This is a genomic window from Nonomuraea sp. NPDC004354, from assembly GCF_053602555.1.
In genome coordinates this window covers 181,387-204,855 of record NZ_JBSGDV010000017.1, presented here as the reverse complement: position 1 = coordinate 204,855, position 23,469 = coordinate 181,387, and the positions used below count along the sequence as shown (strand labels likewise).

General features: G+C 71.2%; 17 protein-coding genes. 8 read left to right on the top strand and 9 right to left on the bottom strand.

The window, feature by feature from the left end; translation table 11 throughout:
- Nucleotides 1-665: 665 nt before the first annotated feature.
- Nucleotides 666-965 carry a transposase gene (locus ACWENQ_RS35540; protein WP_449916161.1) on the top strand — a complete coding sequence of 100 codons (300 nt, stop codon included), beginning with the start codon at nucleotides 666-668 and terminating at the stop codon, nucleotides 963-965.
- Between the two features lie 149 nt (nucleotides 966-1,114).
- Complete coding sequence (locus tag ACWENQ_RS35535; protein WP_449914575.1) at nucleotides 1,115-1,735, top strand: hypothetical protein; 621 nt, start codon at nucleotides 1,115-1,117, stop codon at nucleotides 1,733-1,735.
- A 316-nt stretch (nucleotides 1,736-2,051) separates the two neighbouring features.
- Here the strand turns inward: ACWENQ_RS35535 and ACWENQ_RS35530 are convergent, their stop codons facing one another.
- The 4 genes from ACWENQ_RS35530 to ACWENQ_RS35515 all read right to left on the bottom strand — a co-directional run bounded on the left by ACWENQ_RS35530 (nucleotide 2,052) and on the right by ACWENQ_RS35515 (nucleotide 5,650).
- Nucleotides 2,052-2,558 (bottom strand): hypothetical protein, encoded by a 507-nt coding sequence (locus ACWENQ_RS35530; RefSeq protein ID WP_449914573.1) that lies wholly within the window; start codon nucleotides 2,556-2,558, stop codon nucleotides 2,052-2,054.
- Nucleotides 2,559-2,831: 273 nt separating this feature from the next.
- Nucleotides 2,832-4,310, bottom strand: coding sequence for a dihydrolipoyl dehydrogenase family protein (locus tag ACWENQ_RS35525; RefSeq protein WP_449914571.1), 1,479 nt, complete (start codon nucleotides 4,308-4,310; stop codon nucleotides 2,832-2,834).
- A 41-nt stretch (nucleotides 4,311-4,351) separates the two neighbouring features.
- Nucleotides 4,352-4,804: a VOC family protein gene (locus tag ACWENQ_RS35520; RefSeq protein WP_452418107.1), complete on the bottom strand. Its 453-nt coding sequence runs from the start codon at nucleotides 4,802-4,804 to the stop codon at nucleotides 4,352-4,354.
- A gap of 21 nt (nucleotides 4,805-4,825) precedes the next feature.
- On the bottom strand, nucleotides 4,826-5,650 hold the full coding sequence (locus ACWENQ_RS35515) for an alpha/beta fold hydrolase (RefSeq protein ID WP_452418106.1): 825 nt from the start codon (nucleotides 5,648-5,650) through the stop codon (nucleotides 4,826-4,828).
- 399 nt (nucleotides 5,651-6,049) lie between these two features.
- On the opposite strand from ACWENQ_RS35515, the gene ACWENQ_RS35510 reads away from it, so the two are divergent.
- The gene (locus ACWENQ_RS35510; RefSeq protein WP_452418105.1) at nucleotides 6,050-7,747 is read left to right on the top strand and encodes a DUF6351 family protein; all 1,698 of its coding nucleotides are present in this window, start codon (nucleotides 6,050-6,052) and stop codon (nucleotides 7,745-7,747) included.
- Between the two features lie 20 nt (nucleotides 7,748-7,767).
- Nucleotides 7,768-8,316, top strand: a complete 549-nt coding sequence (locus tag ACWENQ_RS35505; RefSeq protein ID WP_452418104.1) for a hypothetical protein — start codon at nucleotides 7,768-7,770, stop codon at nucleotides 8,314-8,316.
- 73 nt (nucleotides 8,317-8,389) lie between these two features.
- Here the strand turns inward: ACWENQ_RS35505 and ACWENQ_RS35500 are convergent, their stop codons facing one another.
- Complete coding sequence (locus ACWENQ_RS35500; RefSeq protein ID WP_452418102.1) at nucleotides 8,390-9,433, bottom strand: alpha/beta fold hydrolase; 1,044 nt, start codon at nucleotides 9,431-9,433, stop codon at nucleotides 8,390-8,392.
- A 268-nt stretch (nucleotides 9,434-9,701) separates the two neighbouring features.
- Between ACWENQ_RS35500 and ACWENQ_RS35495 the strand changes: the two genes are divergently transcribed.
- Nucleotides 9,702-10,460, top strand: a complete 759-nt coding sequence (locus tag ACWENQ_RS35495; RefSeq protein ID WP_452418101.1) for an alpha/beta hydrolase — start codon at nucleotides 9,702-9,704, stop codon at nucleotides 10,458-10,460.
- A gap of 7 nt (nucleotides 10,461-10,467) precedes the next feature.
- Here the strand turns inward: ACWENQ_RS35495 and ACWENQ_RS35490 are convergent, their stop codons facing one another.
- Nucleotides 10,468-13,203 (bottom strand): LuxR C-terminal-related transcriptional regulator, encoded by a 2,736-nt coding sequence (locus ACWENQ_RS35490; RefSeq protein WP_452418133.1) that lies wholly within the window; start codon nucleotides 13,201-13,203, stop codon nucleotides 10,468-10,470.
- Between the two features lie 442 nt (nucleotides 13,204-13,645).
- On the opposite strand from ACWENQ_RS35490, the gene ACWENQ_RS35485 reads away from it, so the two are divergent.
- Nucleotides 13,646-14,557 carry a hypothetical protein gene (locus tag ACWENQ_RS35485; protein ID WP_449914557.1) on the top strand — a complete coding sequence of 304 codons (912 nt, stop codon included), beginning with the start codon at nucleotides 13,646-13,648 and terminating at the stop codon, nucleotides 14,555-14,557.
- Nucleotides 14,558-14,684: 127 nt separating this feature from the next.
- Here ACWENQ_RS35485 and ACWENQ_RS35480 read toward each other — a convergent pair whose 3' ends face one another.
- Together ACWENQ_RS35480 and ACWENQ_RS35475 are read right to left on the bottom strand one after the other, a co-directional pair.
- On the bottom strand, nucleotides 14,685-15,788 hold the full coding sequence (locus ACWENQ_RS35480; protein ID WP_452418099.1) for an aldo/keto reductase: 1,104 nt from the start codon (nucleotides 15,786-15,788) through the stop codon (nucleotides 14,685-14,687).
- 394 nt (nucleotides 15,789-16,182) lie between these two features.
- Nucleotides 16,183-16,788: a TetR/AcrR family transcriptional regulator gene (locus tag ACWENQ_RS35475; protein ID WP_452418098.1), complete on the bottom strand. Its 606-nt coding sequence runs from the start codon at nucleotides 16,786-16,788 to the stop codon at nucleotides 16,183-16,185.
- A 179-nt stretch (nucleotides 16,789-16,967) separates the two neighbouring features.
- Between ACWENQ_RS35475 and ACWENQ_RS35470 the strand changes: the two genes are divergently transcribed.
- Entirely contained in the window at nucleotides 16,968-19,721 is a 2,754-nt protein-coding gene (locus tag ACWENQ_RS35470; protein WP_452418097.1) for an ATP-binding protein, read from the top strand.
- Nucleotides 19,722-19,841: 120 nt separating this feature from the next.
- Here ACWENQ_RS35470 and ACWENQ_RS35465 read toward each other — a convergent pair whose 3' ends face one another.
- Nucleotides 19,842-20,609: an AfsR/SARP family transcriptional regulator gene (locus ACWENQ_RS35465; protein WP_449914546.1), complete on the bottom strand. Its 768-nt coding sequence runs from the start codon at nucleotides 20,607-20,609 to the stop codon at nucleotides 19,842-19,844.
- 304 nt (nucleotides 20,610-20,913) lie between these two features.
- Between ACWENQ_RS35465 and ACWENQ_RS35460 the strand changes: the two genes are divergently transcribed.
- Nucleotides 20,914-23,442, top strand: coding sequence for a BTAD domain-containing putative transcriptional regulator (locus tag ACWENQ_RS35460; protein ID WP_452418096.1), 2,529 nt, complete (start codon nucleotides 20,914-20,916; stop codon nucleotides 23,440-23,442).
- Nucleotides 23,443-23,469 lie beyond the last annotated feature (27 nt).

Below are 23,469 nucleotides of genomic sequence, written 5' to 3'. Positions count from 1 at the left end.
ACTGGTTGGCGCGAACTTATAGCACGTCATCCCCGGGCAACGAAACGAGACGCTGGAAGCCGCTGTTCCTGATCACGACATTCGAAATCGAGCGCCCCCTACGGGCGACCTGCAGGCGAAGCCTTAACCTGGTCAGTCGCATGACCAGATATCGGATCCATCTCAATTCTGTTGATGCGCACTACAAACTAGACATTCAGCACAAACATTACCTATCTGGCACCAAAACGCCAATGTTCCGCCATCAACAGGACCGGAAACCTCAGCAGAGCCCAACCGCTTCATTCGTTTGAGACAACAACGCAGCCCCATCCGGCGATCACGGAACTCCGCAGTTCTCTCCGCTGCCCTCCCGCACGCGGACTCGGCCAGTCCTCGCGCCGACTCGGGAAGCCGGCCTGGAGCACGATGTGATGCTGGCGAAGCTGGCAGACCTGGGGCTGGCCACGTCCGGCGGCATGAACGCGCTGCGTTGGCCCGGCGGAGGATCGGGGCCGACGGATACCAACTGCTGGAGGCACCTCACAGCACCGACAGGGCGGCGACCTCCCGCCAGGACGAGAGCTCCTTCGCCTTCGACTGGGACGCCCGCCAGGCCACATGCCCGCAAGGACGGGCCAGCCGAGTACTGAACCGAGGGCTGAGACAAGGGTGGGCTCCCGGCGATCCGGGTTCTTTTTGCTACCGCCGCCTGCCACCCATGCCCGAGCCGCGAGCAGTGCACCAACTCGCTGCGCTACGGTCGCCAGCTGACCATCCGTCCACGCCGAGCTCCAGCGGATCCGTGTCGATCAGGCCACCGACCGGTGGCAGATGCGGTACGTGGTCCGCTCTGGCGTCGAAGGCGTCATTCACCAGGCCGTATTCACCAGGCCGTCGCCACAACCGGAGCCCGTCGAACCCGCTACATCGGCCTGGCCAAGACCCGCCTCGGGCATGTGTTACCGCCGCCACCATCAGCGTGATCCGGCTCGACGCCTGGTGGACGGCTACTCCGCTCGCCCCACCAGAACCCCCCACCTCGCCGCTCTCGATCTGGCACTGACCGCCTGGGCGGAATTGGGCAACAGGGTCTTCTACGCCTGGTACAACCACAAGCACTACCACTCCGGGATTGGCTGTCACCATCCCGTCGACGTCCACTACGGCCGCGCAGCAGTCGTCCGCGACCGGCGCGCTGCCGTTCTGGCCACTGCGCAAGCTACGCACCCCGAATGCTTCGCCAGCGGCGGCACCCCACCCGCCTGCCCTCCCCGGCCCCGACTGGATCAACAAGCCCAAGACCGAGGAGGACGCCACAGAGAAGCCAACACAGAATCAGCCCAGCTCAACTGCCTTGATCGGATTGACAGGTTCCCTGACAATCCGGCCTACCGCTGATGGCGGTATTCGCTACGAGGGCATGGTGACGCCAGGCGCGCTGGCGAAGGTCGATCCATCAATCAGCATTCCTTTCGGCGGGCCGCCCAACCGGGAAGAGCAGAAGATCAAGGTGTCGTGGCGGCTGTGGGCCGGAAAGGATCGTCTGGTCCGGCGCATGTGGTCGTCGCGGACCGAACCGACGCGCAGGAACTCACGCGAGTACACGAGCAGCACCACCGATCTGCGGCTGACCAACTGGGGCGACACCGTCAGAATCGAGCCACCTTCGCCCGACCAGGTGATCTACGCGGAGTCCTCCGCAGCGAGATTGCAGGAGGAGCCTCCTGAGCCGCTGAACTCGACAGGTCGTTAGGTCCACCGATCGACTCTCGCGAGTGTCCGGCGCTGACCGTGCGAGCGCTTGGACCTTCGCGCGGCTCGGCCTGAAGTCGGAGGAACCACGCATCGCTCAGTCGCGGCAGCGACGCCGATCCTGTGGGCGGGGGCGCAGGGCCACAGCAGCAGGCCAAAGCCCGATGCCGCCGGTTGCCCGATCTCCGCCGCTGGGCGTTCGTGTGTCCTTGCGCGAACAGGCCGGCCGTGCCTGCTCGCGCTTGGCTTGTTGTTCGGTGGTCAGCCTGCCGTCTTGCAGGTGGCGCACATCACGAGGTGGGCGCCGGCAGCCGTGCTCACCAGCACGAGAACGTACCGTTGAACGAGTAACTGTAATATTTGCGCTTGGTGATTTCGGTTACGCCGCTGAACGGGCGGTTGCATTCGACGAGGACGTCCTTGGCCTCGGCGAGGAGATCATCCCCTGAGACGTCGTCCTCCCACACCTGGATTGTCACCCTGTCGCCCACCGGAAACGTGAGGGTGTTCGCCGACGGGATTTCGACCTGCTGGTTCTCGTTGGACTCGTTGACGTCGATCGTGCCGTCGACCGGGGCGTAGCGCTGGTTTCCTCCATTGTGGAGGACCTTGATGAAGACCTCGTCGCCGTTGCTCCAGGTGCCCTCCTCGTCCACGTCCTGGACAAATAACGTAAGGCCGAGTTGGGCTTCGGCTGAGGCGTTCGCAGGGGTCGCGCTGACGAAGGTCAGCGACCCGAGAATGCCTAGCAGTGACAGCAGCGGGCCGGACTTGGAGCGAGCGAACACGATTTCCCTTTCTTTTGTCCGATCGGTCACCGGCAAGATTTCCGCGGCCTGCTTGGAGCGGGCTTGTGGATGACTTGGAGCCGGCCCGGTTCAGTGGACATCCGGCCTCCGCGGAACCACGATTCGTGGAATTCGGCGACAACGTACGGGATGGCGACATGGCGGTACGGATAATTGTGCAGAAATCTCTGGCGATTTTCTGTGCGACCGTAAATGCACCACGAAAAAGTCGCTCGATCGCGACTTTCCCCGGGGGCCTTGCCGCCGTCTCGGATCGACGCCGTGGCGGGCCACCAGGTCGTCAGGTCGTCAGGTCGCCGGGGGCTCGGTGCGGGAGAACGTCGCCTGGCCGCGCTGGTCCCGGTACGTCTCGAGCAGCCGCAGCCACACCTCGCTGATGGTGGGGAAGGGCGGTACGGCATGCCAGAGGCGTTCGATGGGGATTTCGCCGGTGATGGCCACGGTGGCGGAGTGGAGGAGCTCGGCGACGCCTGCCCCGGCGAACGTGGCGCCGACGAGGGTGCGGCGATCGGGGTCGATGAGGGCGCGGGCTCTGCCGCGGTAGCCCGGGTGGTGCTGGAGGGCGCCGGCGACGTGGCCGAGGTCGTAGTCGACGACGTCGACGCGGCGGCCGGTGCGCCGGGCTTCGACGGTGGTGAGGCCGACGCCGGCGATCTCGGGGTCGGTGAAGACGACCTGAGGTACGGCCGCGGTGTCGGCGGTGCCGGAGTGAGGGCTCCAGCGTCCGGTGTCGAGCGGGCTGCCGCAGGCTCGGGCGGCGATGACGGCGCCGGCGATGCGGGCCTGGTACTTGCCCTGGTGGGTGAGCAGGGCCCGCCCGTTGACGTCGCCCACGGCGTAGAGCCAGTCGCCGGGGACGGCGGTGACGGTGAGGGTGTCGTCGGTGGTGAGCCAGTCGCCGGGGGTCAGGCCGACGGATTCGAGGCCGATGTCGCCGGTGCGGGGCGCGCGGCCGGTGGCGAAGAGGACCTCGTCCGCGGCGAGCCTGCCGCCGTCGGAAAGGGTGAGGCGGACCTCGCCGCCGGTACGGGCCGCGGCGGCGACGGTCACGCCGAAGCGCAGGTCGGCGCCCGCTTCGCGCAGGCGGTCGGCGACGAGTTCGCCGGCGAAGGGTTCCAGCTGGGGCAGCAGGCGGGTGCCGCGGGCCAGGAGGGTGACCTCGGAGCCGAGGGCCTGCCAGGCGGTGGCCATCTCGGTGGCCACGACGCCCGCGCCGACGATGACGAGACGTCCGGGCGGCTGCGGGGCGCTGGTGGCTTCGCGGCTGGTCCACGGACGCAGGGCGGCGAGCTCGGGCAGGTCGGGAAGGGCGGCGCCGCTGCCGGTGCACACGGCCACGGCCTGCCGGGCCCGCAGGTGGACGGTGCCGCCGTCGGGCGTGGTCACGGCCACGCGCCGTGGCCCGTCGAGGCGGCCGTGGCCGCGTTGGAGGTCGACGCCGGCCGTCTTGAGCCATTCGACCTGGTCGTCATCGTTCCAGTGGGCGGCCATGCGGTCGCGGTGCGCCAGTACGGCGGCGGTCTTCAGCGGCCCGGCGGCGGCCGGGTCCAGGCCGGGTACCCGGCTCGCGTCGGCGCGCAGGAGTGCGGGCCGCAGCAGGGCTTTGCTCGGTTCGCACGCCCAGTATGAGCATTCGCCGCCGACGAGTTCGCCTTCGACGATGACGGTGCTCAGCCCGGCGGCGGTGGCCCGGTCGGCGACGTTCTCGCCGACCGGGCCGGCCCCGATCACGACCACGTCATAGATGCGGGTGTCTTCGGTGGTCACTGGTCCTCCATGGGGTGGCCGTGTCCCGGGGATGCCGTTGGTCAGCGGCCGGGCAGCCGCTGGGTGATCTCCTGCAGGAACCAGCGGTTGCCGTCGGGGTCGGCGAACGAGGCGAAGGAGCCGTAGCTGGCACGCTGCGGGTGCAGGCCCATGACGCGGTCGGTCTCGCCGGCCTGGTGGAAGGCGCCGGTGGCGTCGTGGAACGGGCCGGTGACGTCGACGCCGCGGCCGGCCAGTTCCTTGAGGGCCTGCTCGATGTCGGACACGATCAGGTGCAGTCCCTGGACCGTCCCGGGTCCGGCGTCGGTGAGTCCGTCGCCGAAGATGATCGAGCAGGCGGAGCCGGGGGGAGTGACCTGAATGATCCGGTAACCGTCGTTGATGGGGAAGTCCGCGTCGAGGCGGAAGTTCAGCTGCCGGGTGTAGAAGTCCTTGGCACGGTCGACGTCGGTTACGGGCAGGACGACGACTTCGAGCTTCATGTCCATGGTCATGATCCTTCTTTCGGTTCGGTGCTATCGGGTGGCGCGTGCGGCCTTCTCGATGACGCCGGCCACTGTCTTGGGCTGGGAGACGGCGACGGAATGGGAGGCGCGTACTTCGATGGAGTGCGCGCGGGCGCGCTTGGCCATGTAGCGCTGGACCTCGGCGGGGATGTTGAGGTCCTGGGTGGTGATGACCGCCCAGGTGGGCTTGTCCTCCCAGGCGGCGGCCTGGGTCTTCTCCTCCAGGGCGGACTGGGCGATGGGCCGCTGGGTGGCGGCCATGAGGGCCGCGGTGCCGGCCGGTACGTCGGCGGCGAACTGGTGGCGGAACGCGCCGGGCTTGATGTACAGGTCGGTTCCGGTGGTGCCGTCGGGGAGGGTGAAGGAGGTGGGGTCGAGGGCGCCGGGGAGGGTGGAGCCGGGGTACTTGTTCGTCAGCTCCAGGGCGGTCTCGCCGGGTGCGGGCAGGAAGGCGGCGACGTACACGAGAGCCTTGACCTGGGGATCGTTCGCGCCGGCGACGCTGATGACCGAGCCGCCGTAGGAGTGCCCGACGAGGATCTTGGGTCCGGCGACGTGGTCGAGCACGCTGCGGAGCGTGGCCGCGTCGTTGGCCGGTCCGCGCAGCGGGTTGGCCGCGGCGACGACGGGGTAGCCGCTCGCGCGCAGCTCTTCGATCACCCCGTTCCAGCTGGAGGAGTCGGCGAAGGCGCCGTGCTCCAGCACGATGGTGGGCTTGGCGGGCTTGTCCGCCGCGAAGGCGGGCGTGGCGGCGGTGGCGAGGAGACCGATCGCGATCGTCGACACGGCGCCCACCATGAGCCGCCGGCTGCGTACACCCTTGATGCTGACCACGATGTTCCCCTTTCACGAGGCTTCCGACGAAGGTGGCGGATCTGGTGCCATCACTGTCGTCCGGGAAGGATCGCGGGCACATCGGTCACTTGACGGTCAGTCACGACGAGCCGGCCCGGCCGTCGTTCAGTGCCACAACGGCGCTGGTCAGCCTGCTACCTGGCCTCGCGTGGCGGCCGTTCACGTGCCTGCGCGCGCCTCAGCGCGTTAAGCCATTCGACTCTTCAGTCCGTGACGTGGGTACGGGCGGCACCGCGCGGATGCCCCCGCATGCAGGCCATCGACCTGCGCCCGGAGCCGCTCGCCGGTGCTGACCGTCAACTGACTGATGTGCCGGTGTCCGGCCGCGAACGACAGTGAGACGCACCGCAACAGCTGACGACCCCGGAGAGGAACGTCATGAAACGTCTTCTGCTCATCTTCGCGGCCGGAGTGCCGCTGGCGACGGCGTGCCTGCCGGCCGCGGCCTCGGCCGGCACCACCGGCTCCGCCGCCGTGGCAGCGTCGGCCGGCACCGCGAGCTCCGCCGCCGTGGCAGCGTCGGCCGGCACCGCGAGCTCCGCCGCCAGCCCGTTCACGTGCTCGTCCGTCTCCGTGAACGCCCCGGCCGGTACCGCGGTGGAGTCCGTGACGGCGGTGCGCCGGGAGGCGGGCACCGTGACCGTCCAGCCCGTGCCACCGTTCACCGAAGTGGTGAAGATCCCGGACGTGCCGGCCTACTGCGACGTCACGGTCACGCTCACCCACCCGGGTGTCGGCGACCACGCCGCGGTGCGGATCTGGCTGCCCGAGACGGGATGGACCGGCCGTTTCCAGGCGGTGGGCGGCAGCGCCTTCGCCGCCGGCGACTACGGCGCGGGCCTGGCCGGCGCGGTCAAGAGCGGCTACGCCGCCGCGACCACCGACGCCGGTGTCGGCACGTACCTGGATGCCGGCTGGGCCCTGAACAGTGCCGGAGAGGTCGACACGGCGCTGCTGAAGAACTTCGCCGACCGGTCCCAGCACGAGATGGCGGTCGTCGGCAAGCAGGTCGTCAGGGAGGTCTACGGCAGGCCCGTCTCCTACTCGTACTGGAACGGCTGCTCGACCGGCGGCCGCCAGGGCTACATGGAGGCCCAGCGCCACCCCGGCGACTTCGACGGCATCCTGGCCACCGCCCCGGCGATCAACTGGGACGAGTTCGAGGTCGCGACCCTGTGGCCGCAGGTGGTCATGAACGAGGAGAACACCTTCCCCTCGCCTTGCAAGTTCAACGCCTTCAACGAGGCCGCCGTCAAGGTCTGCGACCCGCTCGACGGCGCTCGCGACGGGCTGGTCGGCGACCCCGCCACGTGCGCCTTCGACCCGCGGCGGCTCATCGGCGAGAGCGTCGAGTGCGACGGCGGGCGGGAGACCATCACCGCGGCCGACGCCGCCGTCGTACGCAAGATCTGGGCCGGCCCCCGCACCCCGTCCGGTAAGAAGTTGTGGTCCGGCATCCCGATCGGAGCCGGCTTCGACCTGGCCGGCACCCGCATCGACGCGGACGGTGACCGGGTGGGCGCGCCGTTCCCCGTACCTGCCATCTGGGTCTCGACGTTCCTGAAGCGGCAGCCCTCCTACGACGTCTCGACGATCACCTACGCCGAGTTCGCCAAGCTGTTCGAGCAGTCCCGGGCCGAGTACGACACGATCATCGGCACCGACGACCCGGCCCTGTCGGCGTTCCGCAGGTCCGGTGGCAAGCTCCTCACCTGGCACGGCCTGGCTGACCAGCTGATTCCCGCCGAGGGCACCGTGGACTACCGCCGGCGGGTGGAGCTGGCCATGGGCGGCGCGCGCCAGGTCGACGACTTCTACCGGCTGTTCCTGGCGCCGGGCGTCGCCCACTGCGCCGGCGACACGAGCACCGGCCCGAAGCCCACCGACGCCCTCGGCGCCCTGACGGCCTGGGTCGAACAGGGCAAGGCCCCGCAGACGCTGAGCGCCGCCATCACGGATTCCTCCGGCAAGACGGTGACGCGCGAGTTGTGCCGGTACCCGTCCGTCTCCCGCTACACCGGCCACGGCGACCCGGCCGATGCCGGCAGCTACTCCTGCGCCTCCGCTCAGCGCTGACTTCTGGAAAGGCCCCCATCATGAAAGCGTCACCCCTGCTGAAGCTGTACCTGGGCCGCGGAGTCCTGGCCGCGGCGTGGGCCGCCGCGTTCGCCCTGGCGCACGACCCCATCGACGCCCCCGCGATCGCCCTGCTGGTCGGCCATCCGCTGATCGACGCGGTGTCGTCGCTGATCGACCTGCGTGTGCTCCCGGACGGATCGGAGCGCCGCCTGACGCTGTTCAACGGGGTGGTCAGCACGCTGGCCGCCGTCGGCGTCGGCCTGGCGGGGGCGGGTGGGGTGGCGGCGGTGCTGCACGTGTTCGGTGCCTGGGCCGTCGTCTCCGGTGCGGCGCAGGTGCTGGTCGGGTTGCGGCGGCGCGGCCCGGAGCTGGGCAGGCAGTGGCCGATGCTGATCGCGGGTGGCCTGTCGTTCCTCGTGGGCGTCTTCTACAACATCCAGGCCCTCGGCGACGGCGCCTCGCTCGACGTGCTGTCGGTCTATGCGACCGGCGGCGGCGTGTTCTTCATCATCCAGGCCGGGCTGCTGTCCTGGCGTGCCCGCTCGCCGCGGATGCGGACCGTCTGACGGAACCAGCGGAAACACACCGACAGCCTGCCGGATCGCATCCGGCAGGCTGTCGGCGTGTTTCGGGTGATGGTCAGAAACGGTCCACGTCGACGACGGCCTGGGCGAAGGCCGTGGGTGCCTCCTGCGGCAGGTTGTGGCCGATGCCCTCCACGGTGCGGTGTTCGTAGGGGCCGGTGAACATGTTCCGGTACGACGAGCCGTCGCCCGGCGGCGCCGTGAAGGGGTCGCGCTCGGCGTCCAGGGTGATGGTCGGCACGTTGATGGCCGGCCGTACGGCGAGCCGCTTCTCCACACCGTCGTAACGGCGCTCCCCGTCGGCCAGGCTCAGCCGCCACCGGTAGTTGTGGATCACGATGGCGGCGTAGTCGGGGTTCTCGAAGGCCGCGGCCGTGCGTTCGAAGGTGGCGTCGTCGAAGTCCCACGTCGGGGAGACGGTGTCCCAGACGAGCCGGGTCAGGTCGTGGCGCTTGGCCGGGTTCTCCATGGCCAGCCGGCCCCGCTCGGTGGCGAAGTAGTACTGGTACCACCAGGCGTACTCGGCCTTCGGCGGCAGCGGTGTGCGGTTGGCCTCGAGGTTCGTGATGAGGTAGCCGCTCACCGACACCAGGGCCTTGCAGCGCCGCGGCCACAGGGCCGCGATGATGTCGGCGGTCCTCGACCCCCAGTCGAAGCCGGCGAGCACCGCCTTGTCGATCTTGAGGGCGTCCATCAGGGCGATGATGTCGAGCGCGATCGCCGACTGCTGGGCATTGCGGAACGTCTTCGACGACAGGAACCGCGTCGTGCCGTGACCGCGCAGGTAGGGGACGATCACCCGGTAGCCCTGCGTCGCCAGCAGCGGAGCGACGTCGACGAAGCTGTGGATGTCGTACGGCCAGCCGTGCAGGCAGATGACCACGGGCCCACGGGCGGGGCCCACCTCGGTGTAACCGATGTCCAGCAGCCCGGCCCTGACCTGCTTCAGCGAGGCGAAGGACGAGTGCGTGCCGGGCGTGACCGCCGGCAACGTCGGGGCCGCCGCACGCGTGGTGGCGGTGGCCGGGAACACCTGCAAACCGGCAAGGGAGGCGGCGGCCAACCCGACGGTCTTGCCGAAAGCGCGCCTGTCGATCATGTGAAGTCTCCGTGTCGTGTCGCGGAAAAGCGGCATCTCTCACTGTTTCGGGCAGGGAAATCCGGCACATCAGTCACATGACGGTGAGACTCGTGACCGGCCGTCGCGAAACGCGCGCCTGGAGCGCGCTGTCCCGGCAGACCGCGCCGGACCAGCCACGCAAGGCGGACCGGAACTTTGAGTCATTCGACTGTTCCCGCCCAGGCGCATCTGGACGATCCTGAACCTCGGCCCGTACGACCTGGTTCTGAGCCTTCCCGGAGGATCCGTGAACCCCACTCCCGTCGTCTTCATCCATGGCGCGTGGCTCCACGCGTCGTCGTGGGAGTCATGGAACGAGCGCTTCTCCAGCTTCGGTTTCGCCGTCTGCGCGCCGGGCTGGCCAGGAGAGCCCGCCACGGTGGGCGAGGCCCGCCGGCATCCCGAGACGCTCCACGAGATGGGGCTCGACGCGCTCACGGATCACTACGCGCGCATCGTCCGTTCCTTCGACACGCCGCCCGTGATCGTCGGCCACTCGGTGGGCGGGCTCATCGCGCAGCACCTCCTCGGCACGAACGCGGGCCGTGCCGCGGTCGCCATCGCTCCCGCCCCGGTCGGCCACGCGACCTCCCTGGAGTTCGGGGAGCCGTGGCCGGTGTCGATGGACGCCGGGAGGTTCCGGCGGCTGTTCGCCAACGCGGTCACCGAGCAGGAGTCGGCCGAGCTGTTCGAGCGCCACGTCGTTCCCGGGTCGCGCCGGCTGCTGGCCGAGCTGGGACACGGCGGCGCCGTACGGCACCCCCGGGCGGTCGTGGACCACGGCAACACCGGCCGCGGCCCGCTGCTGCTGATCTCGGGGCAGGAGGACCGGCTGGTGCCCGACCACGTCACCCGGGCCGTGTACAAGTCGTACGGCGACTCCACGGCCGTCAGCAGCCTCAAGCAGTTCCCGGACCGGGCCCATTCGCTGGTCGTCGACAGCGGCTGGCGGGCGATCGCCGACTACGTGCTGGTCTGGCTCGCCGAGCTGGGGGTGCGCGGGTGAGGAGAGGTCACGCGTCGCCGGCCTTGCCCAGAGCGTCGCGCAGCGCGGCCCGCGAGGTGATGCCCAGTTTCGGGAAGACGCGGTAGAGATGGGAGCTGACGGTGCGCGGGGACAGGTGCATACGTTCGCCGATCTCCTTGTTCGTCAGCCCGCTCGCGGCCAGCTCGGCGATGCGGCGTTCCTGCCAGGTCAGCGCGGTCAGGGACGACAGCGAGGCCCGGGCGGGTGCCCCCGAGGCGCGCAGCTCGGCCTGGGCGCGTTCGGCCCAGCCGGTGGCGCCGAGCCGTTCGAAGGACTCGGCGGCGCGGACCAGGACGGGCCGTGCGGCCTTGGGCCCCTGGGTGTGCCTGAGCCGGAGGCCGTGGGCCAGGCGGATGCGCGCCAGCTCGAACGGGAAACCGGCCGCGGCCGGGTGGGCTTCGGCCCTCGCGTACATGTCCTCGGCCTCCTTCTCGTCGGCGGCCGTCATCGCCAGGGCGCCGTACGTGATGAGGGCCAGCCGGGGGGAGACGCCGGGCAGGCCGGCGTCGGAGGCGGCCTGGGCGTGCCGGCGGGCCTGCTCCAGACGGCCCGTGTGCACGGCGGCCTCGACCAGGTCGAGCAGCGTGCGTGAGGCCTGGTGGGCGCAGTGCTCGAACGATCCCGGCGGCGTGATGCCGATGGCGTACAGGTAGGCGGCTTCGTAGTCGCCCTCGCTCAGGGACGCCGCCGTGCCGATGGCGTCGGCGATCTGGGTCAGGAATCCCACGCCGCGCGGGCGGGCCCAGGCGTCCAGGACGGCCTGCAGCTCCCTGGCCCGCTCGACCTGGCCGCGCATGGCTGCCAGGAGCCCCAGGTAGGCGCGGGTGTGGTGGGCGAACAGCGCGTATCCGTGGGACGTGGTCAGCTCCAGCGCGCGTTGTCCCGTCCGTTCGGCGTCGTCCCACTCGCCGGCGGCCACCTGGTCGAGCATGATCAGGTGCAGCATGGTCATGCCGCTGGCCACGGCCCCGGTTCGCGCCTCACGGTCGGCGGCGCGCTGCAGGTAGGGGCGGTACCGGCGCAGCGTGTCGACGTGGTAGGCGGCGACGGCCAGGCGCGATACGTCCCACGGTTCCAGCTCCGGGAGGCCGGCGAACGCGCGCTCGACGCGCTCGTGCACGCCCGCACCGTGCCGGACGACGTCGCTCCACGCGTCGCGGTAGATCGTCGAGCGGGTGTCGACCCGCTCCCCCAGGGAGTCCATGAGCTGCCCGGTGCGCTCCCACAGCGCGGCGTCGCCGGCGTACTGGCTGATGGCCAGCAGCACGTTCACCAGCCGGGTGAGCACGTCGGCGGGCTCGTGCGCGCCGTCTTCCCGCAGGCGCTCGATCGCCGCCGCGACCTGGCGGTGCGCGGAGCGTACGTCGCCGTCTTCGTACAGGGCCACGTAGGCCGAGGTGACGACCGTGGCGGGGGACTCGCGCGCGCCCGGCGGCAGGTCGGCGCGGACGAGTTTCTGCGCCTGGTCCAGGAGCGCGGCGTGTCCGGCGATGAAGGCGGCGTCGCCGAGCCGCCTGGAGCGGTCGGCGGGGCTCTCGCTCAGCTCCGCCGCGCGGGTCAGCCAGGCCACGGCCGCTACCGCGCCGCCGCGCCGGGTCGCCGAGTCGGCCGCGGCCTCCAACGCGGCTGCCACCTCCTCGTCGGGATCCACGATCGAGGCCGCCAGGTGGCGGGCGCGCCGCTCGACGTCGTCGCGGTGCACCCGCGCGAGCTCGGCGTGTGCCGCGCGGCGCTGGTTGGGTGTCGCCAGCTGAACGACGGTGGTGCGGATCAGCGGGTGCCGGAAGACGAGGTCGCCGGTGGCGGGGTCGGTGTCCAGGAGGCCGGCCGCGACCGCTTCGTCGGCCTCGCGCATGCGGTAGCGGGCGCCGGGGGCGTGGCTGCCGGCCGGTCCCGCCCCGACGCCGTCGAGGGCGCCGCGCAGCAGTTCCTCGCGTACGGCACCGGCCAGGCGTTCGATACGGATGCCGTAGACGTGCTGCAGACGGCGCGACAGCGGGACGTTGCCGAATCCGAGGAGTTCCTCGGCCGTGCGGCCGGTGTGGGAGCCGCTCAGGTAGGCGGGCAGTTCCAGCAGCGCCAGAGGGTTGCCCCTGGCGTGCTCCAGGACGATGCGCCGCGTCCGCGAGTCGAGCTGCGGGTGGCGCATGTCCAGCAGGTGCCCGGCCGCCTCCTCCGACAGGGCCGCCACCGGGAGCTCGGGAAGCGCGGCCGTGTCGAACCGCGAGCCGACGTCGGACCGTACGGCGATGAGCATCTTCACGGAGCTGCCGCTGAGCCGGCGGCCCACGAACCCGCACACCTCGGCGCTGGAGGCGTCCATCCACTGACCGTCGTCGAGCAACAGCAGCAGCGGCTTCTCCGACGCCGCCAAGGACAGCAGGTCGAGGACGGCGATGCCGAGGGACATGACCGACGGCGCCTTGCCCTCGCGCAGCCCGAAGACGACGTCGAAGACGGCACGGTGGCCTTCGTCGAGCCCGGCCGCGTGGGGCAGCAGCGAGTACAGCAGCTGGTGCAGGCCGGCGAAGGGCAGCTCCACCTCCGCCTCGACCCCGGCGGCGCGAATCACCCGGTGGCTGTCCGGGGCCGCGAGGCCGGCCACGTGGTCGAGCAGGGCGCTCTTGCCGACCCCGGTCTCGCCTCTGAGGATGAGGGCCTGCCCCCCGGTGGCCGTCATGAACGCCGACAGTTCTCCTTGGACGTCATCCCGGCCCACCATTGTCGAGACGAGCGACTCCACGCTTCCCTCACTTCTTCAGGTATGGCGATCAGGCCAGAGCCGTTGGCCGCCAAGCTCACGCTGACAAAAATGGACTTTGGGTCCATAGCGGTGACCGTCGCCGCAGCGGCAGGAGTGGCCCACCGCCGGGTCCGCCGCCGGGTCCGCCGCCGCTTCGCCGTCCGCGAAGACCTCGGTCACGGGTCTCCTTTCCGTACGGCGCGGCCGGGCAAGCCCGCCCCCGGTGCGACCCTAGGCGCCGCCTGCACACGAACTGCCGACGACGCGTATACAGGCCATGGCAGGGCTGCTCAGGAGGGGGCCGCCGCCCGGCGAGGAGCCGTCCACCGGCGGCTGTACGGCCCGCGCCGGCGCGGGCCCGGCCTCGGCGCATACGCGTCGTCAACGGTTCGCATGCAGCCGGCACCTATGGTCGTGCGCCATGTCGAGTCACCCCATAACCCTCGAACCGCCGGAGACGCCGGCCCTTCCCGATGACCACACCCCCGTGGCGCGGGAGGACAGTGGCGGTGTCCTGGAACTGCTCGAACGCATCGGATCCGTCGTCGTGCCGGTCGCGGTGGCGCTCTACGCGGTCCTCTACATCGGCATCGAGCAGATGTACGCCGTCTTCGGCGTCAACCCGCAGCAGGTGGGCGTCGACCAGGCGGTGCTGCTCGGCCGTATGACGAGCACACTAGTTCTGCTCCTGCTGGCCGCCTTCCCGCTGCTCGGCGTGGTCGTCGGCGTGTGCTGGCTGATCGACAGGATGACCCGCGGTGCGGCGAGCAGGCTCGTACGGAGGATCCGGGAACGGCCGTGGATCGCCGCGGCGCTGGCCGCACTGTGGTGCGGGGCGACGTACTGGGGCATCTTTCGCCTTTTCGGGGAGCTGGATCTGTTCTTCATGGTGATCGTCGCCGTGGGGCTCGGCGTGCTGGCCTTCCTGGTTCCGTTCCGGCTGCTGCGCCGCAAACCGGTCGGGCGCGCCGGGGCGAAGGTGATCGTCGGTGGAATGACCGGGGTGGGCCTGGGCTTCCTGCTCATCCTGGGGCTGGTCGAGGGCGCGATCGAGGTCCAGAACAGCGGCCAGGCCAACGAACTGCTGAACGCCGTCGGCTTCCAGGACCAGTGGGCGGTGGTCAAGAGCGCCGAGGACGACAAGCCGCTCTACGACGGCCGCTGGATGATGCTGCTGGGCGAGAGCGACGGCACGTACCTCCTGTACGACTGCGACAAGCTGGAGACCCTCCGACGGCCGATGGAGACCACCAACCTCGGTCAGATCCAGCTCGATCCCGAACGTGAGGCGGGCTTCACCTGCGGTGGCCTGGCCCAGCAGAGCACCCCGTAACAGGCACTACGCCCTGACGCGCCCCGACCGGCTCGTCGGCGTCGTCCTGTACGACAGCGCCCCGGTGACGGGCCACGAGCACGTCGCCGAGGCGGCGCGCGCCATGGAGGCGTTCGTGCGAAGCCCGTCAACCACTGCTTTCGGACGCCCAGTTCCGTACGGCGGGAGCGTACCCGGCCGGCTTGTCCCCGACCTTGACGCCCGGACTGACCAGCCAGTTCTGATAGTCCGGCGTGAACATCCGGTAGACCGACGGGGGCGGCACGGAACTCGCCTCGTCCAACTCGGCGCGCAGCTCGGCCGGCAGCTCGAAGTCGAGGGCCGTCATGTTGGCGTCGAGCTGGTCCGCGCTGCTCGCCCCGACGATCGCCGAGGCGACCCCTGGCTGGGTGGCGACCCAGTTGAGCGCGACCTGGGCCATCGTCACGCCGAGCTTGCCGGCGACGCTCTCGACCGCCGCCAGCAGCCGCCAGTCCCGCTCTGTCCACGAGTGCCCGGAGGAGCCCGCGCCGCTGAGCCGGCCGTCCCCGGCCAAGCCCTGGTCGGCGCTCCGGTACTTGCCGGTGAGGAAGCCGCCGCCGAGCGGGCTCCATGCGGTGATGCCGAGTCCCAGGCTCTGCCCCATGGCGACGTGCTCGAGTTCGATCGCCCGGTCGACGAGGGAGTAGGGCAGTTGCAGGCTGACCACCGGTACGAGGGAGTGGGCCTCGGCGAGGGTCTGGGCCCGCGCCGCGTACCAGCCGGGCACGTCGGACAGGCCCGCGTAGCGGATCTTCCCGGCCCTGGTGAGGTCGTCGAAGGTCCGCATGACCTCCTCGACGGGGGTGATCCGGTCCCAGGTGTGCAGCAGGAAGAGGTCGATGTAGTCGGTGCGCAGGCGGCGCAGTGACGCCTCGACCGCGCTGATCATGTGCTTGCGGCCGTTGCCGCCCGCGTTCGGATCCCCGGGGGCGACGCTGTTGGTGAACTTGGTGGTGAGCACCATCCTGTCGCGCACCTTGGCTTCCGCGATGAGGTTGCCGAGGATGGTCTCGCTCTCGCCGGCGGTGTAGAAATCCGCGGTGTCGATGAGGTTCCCGCCCGCTTCGAGATAGCGGCGGAAGATCGGGCGGGCCTCCTGCTCGGTCTTGCCGTACGCGGCGTGGAAACCGCCGGTGCCGAAATTCATCGTGCCCAGCGCCAGCCGGCTGACGCGCAGTCCGGAACGTCCGAGCAGGTAGTAGTGGTCCATGGACATGAGGGTGCCACTCCGTTCGCAAGCGGATTCGAGGGGGTCGGGCCGGACACGCGTCAGCTTGCGCATCGAAAAATGGACTGTCAAGTCCAAAAATCGCCTGTATTCGTCACTGTCTTGACAGGTGACGAAAGATGCTGCGAGCATCGTCACCAGTCAGACCGGTGACGAAAATGGGCGCGCCCGGTCGTCCCGCGTTCTGCTTGGCGGGCTTCACCACGGAAGGGAGCATCCAGGTGTCCAGGTCGAATCCCATGAGAGTGTTGTCGGTGGCCGTGCTCGTGATGGCGGTCGCCCTCGCCTGCTTCGCCCAGGTGTGGTGAGCGCGAACAGGCCGGACGGCGGGCGGGGCGACAGGTCGCGTCCGCCGCTCCCCGGGGCCGAGCCCCTGTCAGGGCGAGGCAGGCTTGCCGGCACGCAGGTGGGCGATGCCCATGTCCAGGGCGGCTTCCAGATGGTCGGTCTCGCCGGTGGACATCTGGATCAGCACGCCGCCCTGGATGCCGGCGAGCAGGGCGGCCGCCGCGCGGTCGGGGTCCAGGCCCGGGTCGATCTCGCCGGCGTCCTGCATGTGCCGTACGCCGGCGGCGATCTCGGCCTGCCAGCGGTGCATCAGCTCGGTGACCACGGCCTGTGCGCCGGGCGTGCGGCTGCCCAGCTGTGACGTGACGGAGTTGAGCGGGCACCGGCGGCCCTGCCGCCGGTAGCGGTCGACGACCTTGTCGCGCCACGACTGCCAGGCGGGCCAGGAGGTGAGGTCGCCGAGCTGGGGCCGCTGGTCCTCCAGCACCCGGTCGGCCTCGAGGCGGGCCACGGCCAGCAGCAGTTCCTCCCGGCCGCCAGGGAAGTAGTGGAAGAGCTGGCTCTTGCTCGTCGCCGTCCTGGCCAGCACGTCGTCGAGCGTCGTGGTGGCCACGCCGTGCTCGCGGATGTGCGCTGCCGCGCCCTCGAGAATGCGCTGCCGCGTCGCGGCTCCCTTGCGGGTCAGCGTGCGCATGACCGCCCTCCAGACTGGACTTGCCGGTCCATGCTAGCTGGGGTGCGCGTCAAGCCCGGCGCTCATCGCGGGCTCCCGATGGACGAACGCTGGTGAAACGTCGTATCCGGGCACTTTCGATAGGGTCGCGCACGGCTGGGAGGAGACAGCCGAGGACCCCGAGGTAGGAGTGCCGCACCATGCCGCTTTTCGGACGGGAAGCCGAGCTGAAGGCCCTGGCCGAGCTCATCGACGACCCCGGAGGCGGCAGCGGCGTTCTCATCCGGGGGGAGGCCGGCATCGGGAAGTCCGCGCTGGTGGCGGCGGCCGTCTCCGCGGCGGCGACCGCGGGTCTGCGCGTGCTGACGACGACCGGTGTGGAGGCCGAGCAGCACCTCGCTTACGCCGGGTTGCACCAGCTGCTGTACCCGGTCAGGGCGGGCGTGGGCGCGCTGCCGGTCCCGCAGCGTGACGCCCTGCGCGGCGCGTTGGGCCTCGCCGAAGCGGCCGAACCCAGCGCCTACCTCGTCGGCCTGGCCACGCTGACCCTGCTGGCCGAGGCGGCCGCCGTCCGGCCGTTGCTGGTCGTGGCCGAGGACGTGCACTGGCTCGATCGCGCCAGCGCCGACGTCCTCTCCTTCGTGGCGCGCCGGATCGAGTCCGAGCCCGTCGTCATGGTCGCGACGCTCAGGGAAGGCGAAGGCGAGCGTGCGCACGTGCAGGACGCCGGGCTGTCCCCGATGCCCGTTGACAGGCTCTCCGACGAGGTCGCCACCGAGCTCCTGGACTCGATCGCCCCCGGCCTCACCCCAGCGGTCCGGGTGCGGCTGTTGGAGGAGGCCGCGGGAAACCCTCTGGCCCTGACCGAACTGCCGGCCGCCCTGGGACACCACGACGGCCTGGCGCCGTCGCCGGGCGGGCCGGGTCCGGTGCTGCCGCTGAGCGAGCGGCTCGAGCGGGCGTTCACCGCCCGGGTAGCCGCCCTGCCGGCTACGGCCCGCACCGCCCTGCTGGTCGCGGCGCTCAACCAGAGCGATTCGGTCGCCGAGACGCTCGCGGCCACGGGCCTGATCCTGGGGTCGACGGCCGAGCCGGAGATCCTCGCACCGGCCGCCGACGTCCGGTTGATCGAGCTCGCCATCGGCACGGTGACGTTCCGCCATCCCCTGATGCGGTCGGCCATCGCGGCGGCTGCGACGCTCGCCGAACGCCGGCAGGCCCATCTGGCTCTCGCCGGGACGCTGCACGAGCAGCCGGACCGCAGGGCCTGGCACCGGGCCGCCGCGACGGCCGGAGCCGACGAGGGCGTGGCGGCCGAGCTGGACCGCGCGGCCGACCGGGCCCGGCACCGGGGCGGGGTCGCCGCCGCGATCGCGGCGCTGGAGCAGGCGGCCCGGCTGAGCGAGGGGCAGGACCGGAAGGCGCACAGGCTGCTGAGCGCGGCCGAGCTCGCGGTCGAATCCGGCAGCCGCGCCACGGCCGAGCGTCTGGTGCGCGACGCACAGGCCCTCGAGCTGTCGCCGCGCCGGCGGGCCACCGCCGCCTGGTTGCTCAGCGGCTTCGAGGACGGGGTGCGCGAGGACGTCTCCCGCGTGTCAGAGCTGGCCGAGCTGGTCGCGTCGGTGGCAGCCGACGGGGAGGTGGAGCCGGCCGTCCGGATCCTGTGGGGCGCCGCCATGCGCTGCTTCTGGTCCGAACCGGGTCCGGCCGCGCGCCGCTCGTTGCTGGGCGTGGCCGACCGGCTGCCCGTTCCTGCCGACGACCCGCGCATGGTCGCGGTCGCCGCGTACGTCGCGCCGTTCGAGCGGGGCGGCATCGCGCTCGACCTGCTGCGCGAACTGGCCGGCGTGGCCGGTGCCGCCCCTGAGACCGACCGCTACCTGGGCAGCGCGGCCCTGCAGGTCGGGGCGTTCGACCTGGCTGCCCGCTTCTCCGCGGCGGCCGCGCCCGGCCTGCGTGCTCAGGGCCGGCTCGGGCTGCTTCCCCGGGCGCTGGCCGTGCAGGCGTGGAGCCGGGCCCGGCTCGGTGACCTGACCACGGCCGTCCCGGTCGCGGCGGAGGCCGCCAAGCTCGCCCAGGAGACCGGGCAGCCGTTCATGTACGGGCTGGCCACGGCCGTCCAGGCCGAGATCGCCGCGTTGAGGGGCGACCACGGGCAGGCCGGAACACTCGCCGACGAGGCCGAACGGGTCGCGCTTCCCGCCGGCGCCCGGCCCGTCCTGGCCACCGTCCAGCTCGCGCGCGGGCTCGCGGCCATGAGCGAGGAACGCTTCGACGACGCGTTCGCCGCCCTGAGCAGGATTCTCGATCCCGCCGACCCCGCCTACCAGCTGGCCCTGCGCGCGTACTGCCTCGCGGAGCTCACCGAGGCCGCCGTGCGAGCCGGGCGGACCGCCACCATGCGGGACATCCTGCACGGCCTGGAACCGCTGGCCGCGTCGACGCCGTCACCGGCGCTGCACATCGGGCTGCGCTACGCGCGCGCCGTACTCGCCCCGAACGAGGAGGCGGAAAAGCTGTTCACGGCCGCGCTGCGGGCGGACCTGACCGGGTGGCCCGCCGAACGCGGACGCCTCCATCTGGCGTTCGGCGAATGGTTGCGGCGGCAGCGCCGGGCCGCGGAATCCCGGACGCACCTGCGCACCGCCAGGCAGACCTTCGACGCGCTCGGTATGGCCGCATGGGGCGAGCGCGCACGACGGGAGCTGCGCAGCGCGGGGGAGTCGAGCCCGAACCGGGACCCGGACGCGCGGGAGAAGCTCACGCCGCACGAGCTGAACATCGCGCAGCTGGCCGCAGAGGGGCTGACGAACCGGGAGATCGGGCACCGGCTGTACCTTTCTCACCGCACTGTCGGCACCCACCTGCACCGGATCTTCCCCAAGCTGGGGGTGAGCTCCCGGGCCGATCTCGCGTGGATGCTGAAGACTCTCGAGGAAAGGTCTTCCCGATGAGGGCGCCCTGCCGGTGACCCCACCGGCATCCGGCGCCCGGGCCGTGGTCACCGAGCTGACGCGGCGCTGACAGGCCGGGAACGCCGCCGGCGTGCGGCACGTGCCGGCCGGTGCAGCGGCTCAGACGAGTGAGGTGTCAGCCGCCGTCCTGATCCGGGCGTACATCCTGCGCAGGCCGGGACCGGGTTCCAGGCCCAGATCGTCGTCCAGCAGCCGGGCGATCAGACGGTAGGCCGACAGCGCCTCCTCGCGGCGGCCGTCGCGGTCGAGGGCCCACATCAGCAACTCCCACAACCGCTCGCGATAAGGCTCCGCCGCCGTCGCGAGCCTCAGTTCGGCGATCGCCTCGCCACAGTCGCCCCGCTCGATGTCGATCGCCCAGCGCTCCTCGACGGCTGACGCGCGCAGCTGTTCGAGCCAGGCGCGGCGGCCCTCGAAGAAGGCTCCGCTCAGCCCGTCCAGCGCCGGTCCGCGCCACAGCGCCAGCGCGCCGCGCAGCAGCCGGGAGGCCTCCGCGATCTTCCCTTGCTCGCGGGCCTCCCTGGCGGCGGCGGTGGTCTGCCTGAACACCGTCACGTCCACCGCGCCGGGGTCCACGACCAGCTGGTAGCCCCGGCTCGCCGACCTGATCCCCGCCTCGGTGCCCAGCCCGGCCGAACCGCCGTCAGCCAGCACCCGGCGCAGGCGGGAGACGTAGATACGCGTGCTCACGACGGCGCTGCGCGGCGCCTCGCGGCCCCACAACGCGCTCACGATCTCGTCGAGCGAAACCTGACGCCCCTCGCTCAGCAGCAGCAGGGCGAGCACCCCCCGCTGTTGCGGAGACCCGACCTCCAGATCTTCCCCGCCGCTCCAGACCCTGATCGGACCCAGTAGCCCAAAGCTCACCCCGGCCATCGAGGTTCCCCCAACCCTCTCGCGCACCGCGACCGTCTGGCGCCCTGGAACCGTGCCAGGGCGTCTCTGACCGACCCTACTGACGCTCAGTCGGGCCTATCGCCGCATCGCCGAGCTTGTCAGCGGTCCGTAAGTTTTCCGTCCCCGGGACACCGGCCGCGCATGACGTACACGCACGGCGTCACGTGACGGTCGCGAAGGCGATCCGGCGGAACCTACCTTCTGCGACGTACCACCGCGGATCCGTGCGACAGGCCGGCCGCCGTGCAGTCTGGCGAAGGAAAGCGTCCCGATCGTGCTTGGAGAGCCGAATGCGTGCAGGTTCACCGTTCTCGGACCGCCCGGCCTCGACTGCGGCAGCACGCGGCTGAGCCTCGGCGCGCCGCAGCAACAGGCCGTCCTGATGGTGTTGCTGGCCAACAGCGGCAGCTTCGTGCGGATGGGTGAGCTGGTCGACGGCCTCTGGGGCGAGCAGGCGCCGGCCACCGGCGAAGCCGTCGTCCGCACCTACATCTCCCGCATCCGGCGGCTGCTGTCCGAGCACGGGCTGGGCTCGGCGATCAGCTCCCAGTCCGGGAGTTACCTGCTGGACCCGTCGCTGTTCGCGTCGGACGCCACCGAGTTCGCCACCATGGTCGAAACCGCCAGGGAAGAGCGCGCGGGCGGGCATGTCGCCGCGGCCGCCAAGTGCCTGGAGCAGGCGCTCGACCTCTGGACGGGCACGGCGCTGGCCGGGGTCCCCGGCGAGGCCGCCGAACGTGAGCGGTTCCGGCTGGAACGGCAGAAACTGATCGCCACCCAGGAACTGCTGCAGCTCCGCCTCGAACTGGGGGAGCACGCCGAGGTGGTGGCCGAGGTCCCGCTGCTCATCGAGCGGAACCGGCTCGAAGAGCCGTTGTACGAGATCTACCTCCTCGGCCTGTACCGCAGCGGCAGGCGGGCAGAGGCGCTCGAGGTCTACAGGATGCTCTATGACCTGCTGGGCAGGGAACTGGGCGTAAGCCCGGGACCGCGGCTGCGGGAGATCCACGACAGGATCCTCGGGGCCGACGCGGACCACGACGACGAGCTCGCCCCCGCCTCATGGGCCGAGCGGCCCGCCGTACACCACCCGGAGGAGCCGCCGGCCTCGCCTGAGCCGGCAGGCACGAAGCCGGAGTGGTCCGCCGATCGGCAGTTCGTCGGGAGGGGCGCGGAACGCGCCGCCTTCCAGGACCTGCTGAAGACGAGCCGTGGGGAACGTCCGGGTCTTCTCTTCGTCCGGGGACCCGCCGGCATCGGCAAGTCGACGCTGCTGCGCAAGCTCGCCGACGACGCCGCTGCCGCGGGCCGGCGGGTACGGCACCTGCACGGCTCGGCGACCGCGCAAGCGCGCGAACACCTCGAACGGTTCGCGGAGGAGCTCTCCGGCGTCTCCGGCGCGGTTCTCCTCATCGACTCCTTCGACGAGCTGGGAGACGTCGAACCGTGGCTGCGCGGCGAGTACCTCCGGCGGCTGCCCGGCGACACGATCATCGTGGTGGCGGGCCGGAGCGGGCCGAGCGCCGCCTGGCTCACCGATCCGGCCTGGGCAGGGACGATCGTGACCCGGCACCTCGCAGCCCTCACAGCCGAAGAGTCGGCCGCGCTGGTAGCGGCCCGCGGCGTCGACCCCGGCCTCCGGAGGTCCATCGTGGACTTCGCCGCCGGCAACCCGTTCGCCCTGTCGCTGGCTGCGGAGGTCGGCAGGAGCATGTCGGCCACGGGAACGCCGTCGCGCCGTGACGCCGTGCGGTACGTGGTCGACAACGTGCTCGCGCTGCTGGCCGGTGGCGTGCCGACGGACGCGCACCGGTCGGCGCTGGACGTGTGCGCGCACGCCCGCCACACCACCGAGGACCTCCTCAGGGCGGCGGTGCCGGGCGGCCGGGCAGCGGAGCTGTTCGACTGGCTGCGCGCGCGACCGTATGTCGAAACCGCCGCCCGCGGCCTGGAGATCAACGGTGTGCTGCGCGAAGCCCTCGACCACGACCTGTGGTGGCGGGACCCCGTCGGCTACGAGCGGATGCACCGGCGGATCCGCCATTACGTCATGGGCCGGCTCCTGCGCGACGCCCGGGACCCCCACGCGTGCGTGGCGGTCATGCGGACGATCGGCCATCTGCGCCGGCGCGGCGGGATCGTGCGCCGGTACGTCTCGCGGGTGGGCGAGGAGGATCTGCGGTCGTCCCGGGCGACCCCCGCCGACCACGACGAACTCGTCACCATGGCGCGCGAGACCCATGGCGAGCTCACGGCCGCGTCCGTCCGGTTCTGGCTGGGCCGCGAGCCAGGGGCCTTCTCCCTGCTGCGGTGCCGCAGGAGCAAGCGGCTGCGTGCCTTCATGAGCTGGCTGACCCTGCGGACGCCGGAGCGGGAAGACCTGGAGGCCGACCCCGTCGTGGGGGAGATCTGGCACGACGTGAGCCGGCGGATGACGGTGCCCCCAGGCGCGCACATCGCGATCGCGCGGCATCTGGTCTGCCCTGCCCTCGAGGCCATGCCGTCTCCCGTCACGGACGTGTTCCAGGCGCGGATGATGCGCGGTTGGCTGCACGAACCGGGCTTGGCGGCCTCGTACCTGGTCGTCGCGAACGGCCGGTGGTGGCGGCCGTTGATGGAGTATCTGGGCCAGTACGAGGTGGAGCGCGGGCGCGCGGACCATCCGTACGCGATCTTCGGCCACGACTGGCTGGCCGAGCCGCCGGAGGAATGGCGAGACCACCACCTGGACGAGGAGCTGCCGTCGGAACGGCACCTGAACCTGTTCCTCCGCCAGGACGCATGCGGCGGCGACGACCGATGAAACCTCCTGTGCGGCGGTGCGCACGCC

Excerpts from the sequence above, each read along its gene's own strand:
- ACWENQ_RS35480 (WP_452418099.1), bottom strand. The coding sequence starts at position 15,788 with ATGGACCACTACTACCTGCTCGGACGTTCCGGACTGCGCGTCAGCCGG.
- ACWENQ_RS35510 (WP_452418105.1), top strand. The coding sequence starts at position 6,050 with ATGAAACGTCTTCTGCTCATCTTCGCGGCCGGAGTGCCGCTGGCGACG.
- ACWENQ_RS35520 (WP_452418107.1), bottom strand. The coding sequence starts at position 4,804 with ATGACCATGGACATGAAGCTCGAAGTCGTCGTCCTGCCCGTAACCGAC.
- ACWENQ_RS35485 (WP_449914557.1), top strand. The coding sequence starts at position 13,646 with ATGTCGAGTCACCCCATAACCCTCGAACCGCCGGAGACGCCGGCCCTT.
- ACWENQ_RS35470 (WP_452418097.1), top strand. The coding sequence starts at position 16,968 with ATGCCGCTTTTCGGACGGGAAGCCGAGCTGAAGGCCCTGGCCGAGCTC.
- ACWENQ_RS35500 (WP_452418102.1), bottom strand. The coding sequence starts at position 9,433 with ATGATCGACAGGCGCGCTTTCGGCAAGACCGTCGGGTTGGCCGCCGCC.
- ACWENQ_RS35490 (WP_452418133.1), bottom strand. The coding sequence starts at position 13,203 with ATGGTGGGCCGGGATGACGTCCAAGGAGAACTGTCGGCGTTCATGACG.
- ACWENQ_RS35475 (WP_452418098.1), bottom strand. The coding sequence starts at position 16,788 with ATGCGCACGCTGACCCGCAAGGGAGCCGCGACGCGGCAGCGCATTCTC.
- ACWENQ_RS35505 (WP_452418104.1), top strand. The coding sequence starts at position 7,768 with ATGAAAGCGTCACCCCTGCTGAAGCTGTACCTGGGCCGCGGAGTCCTG.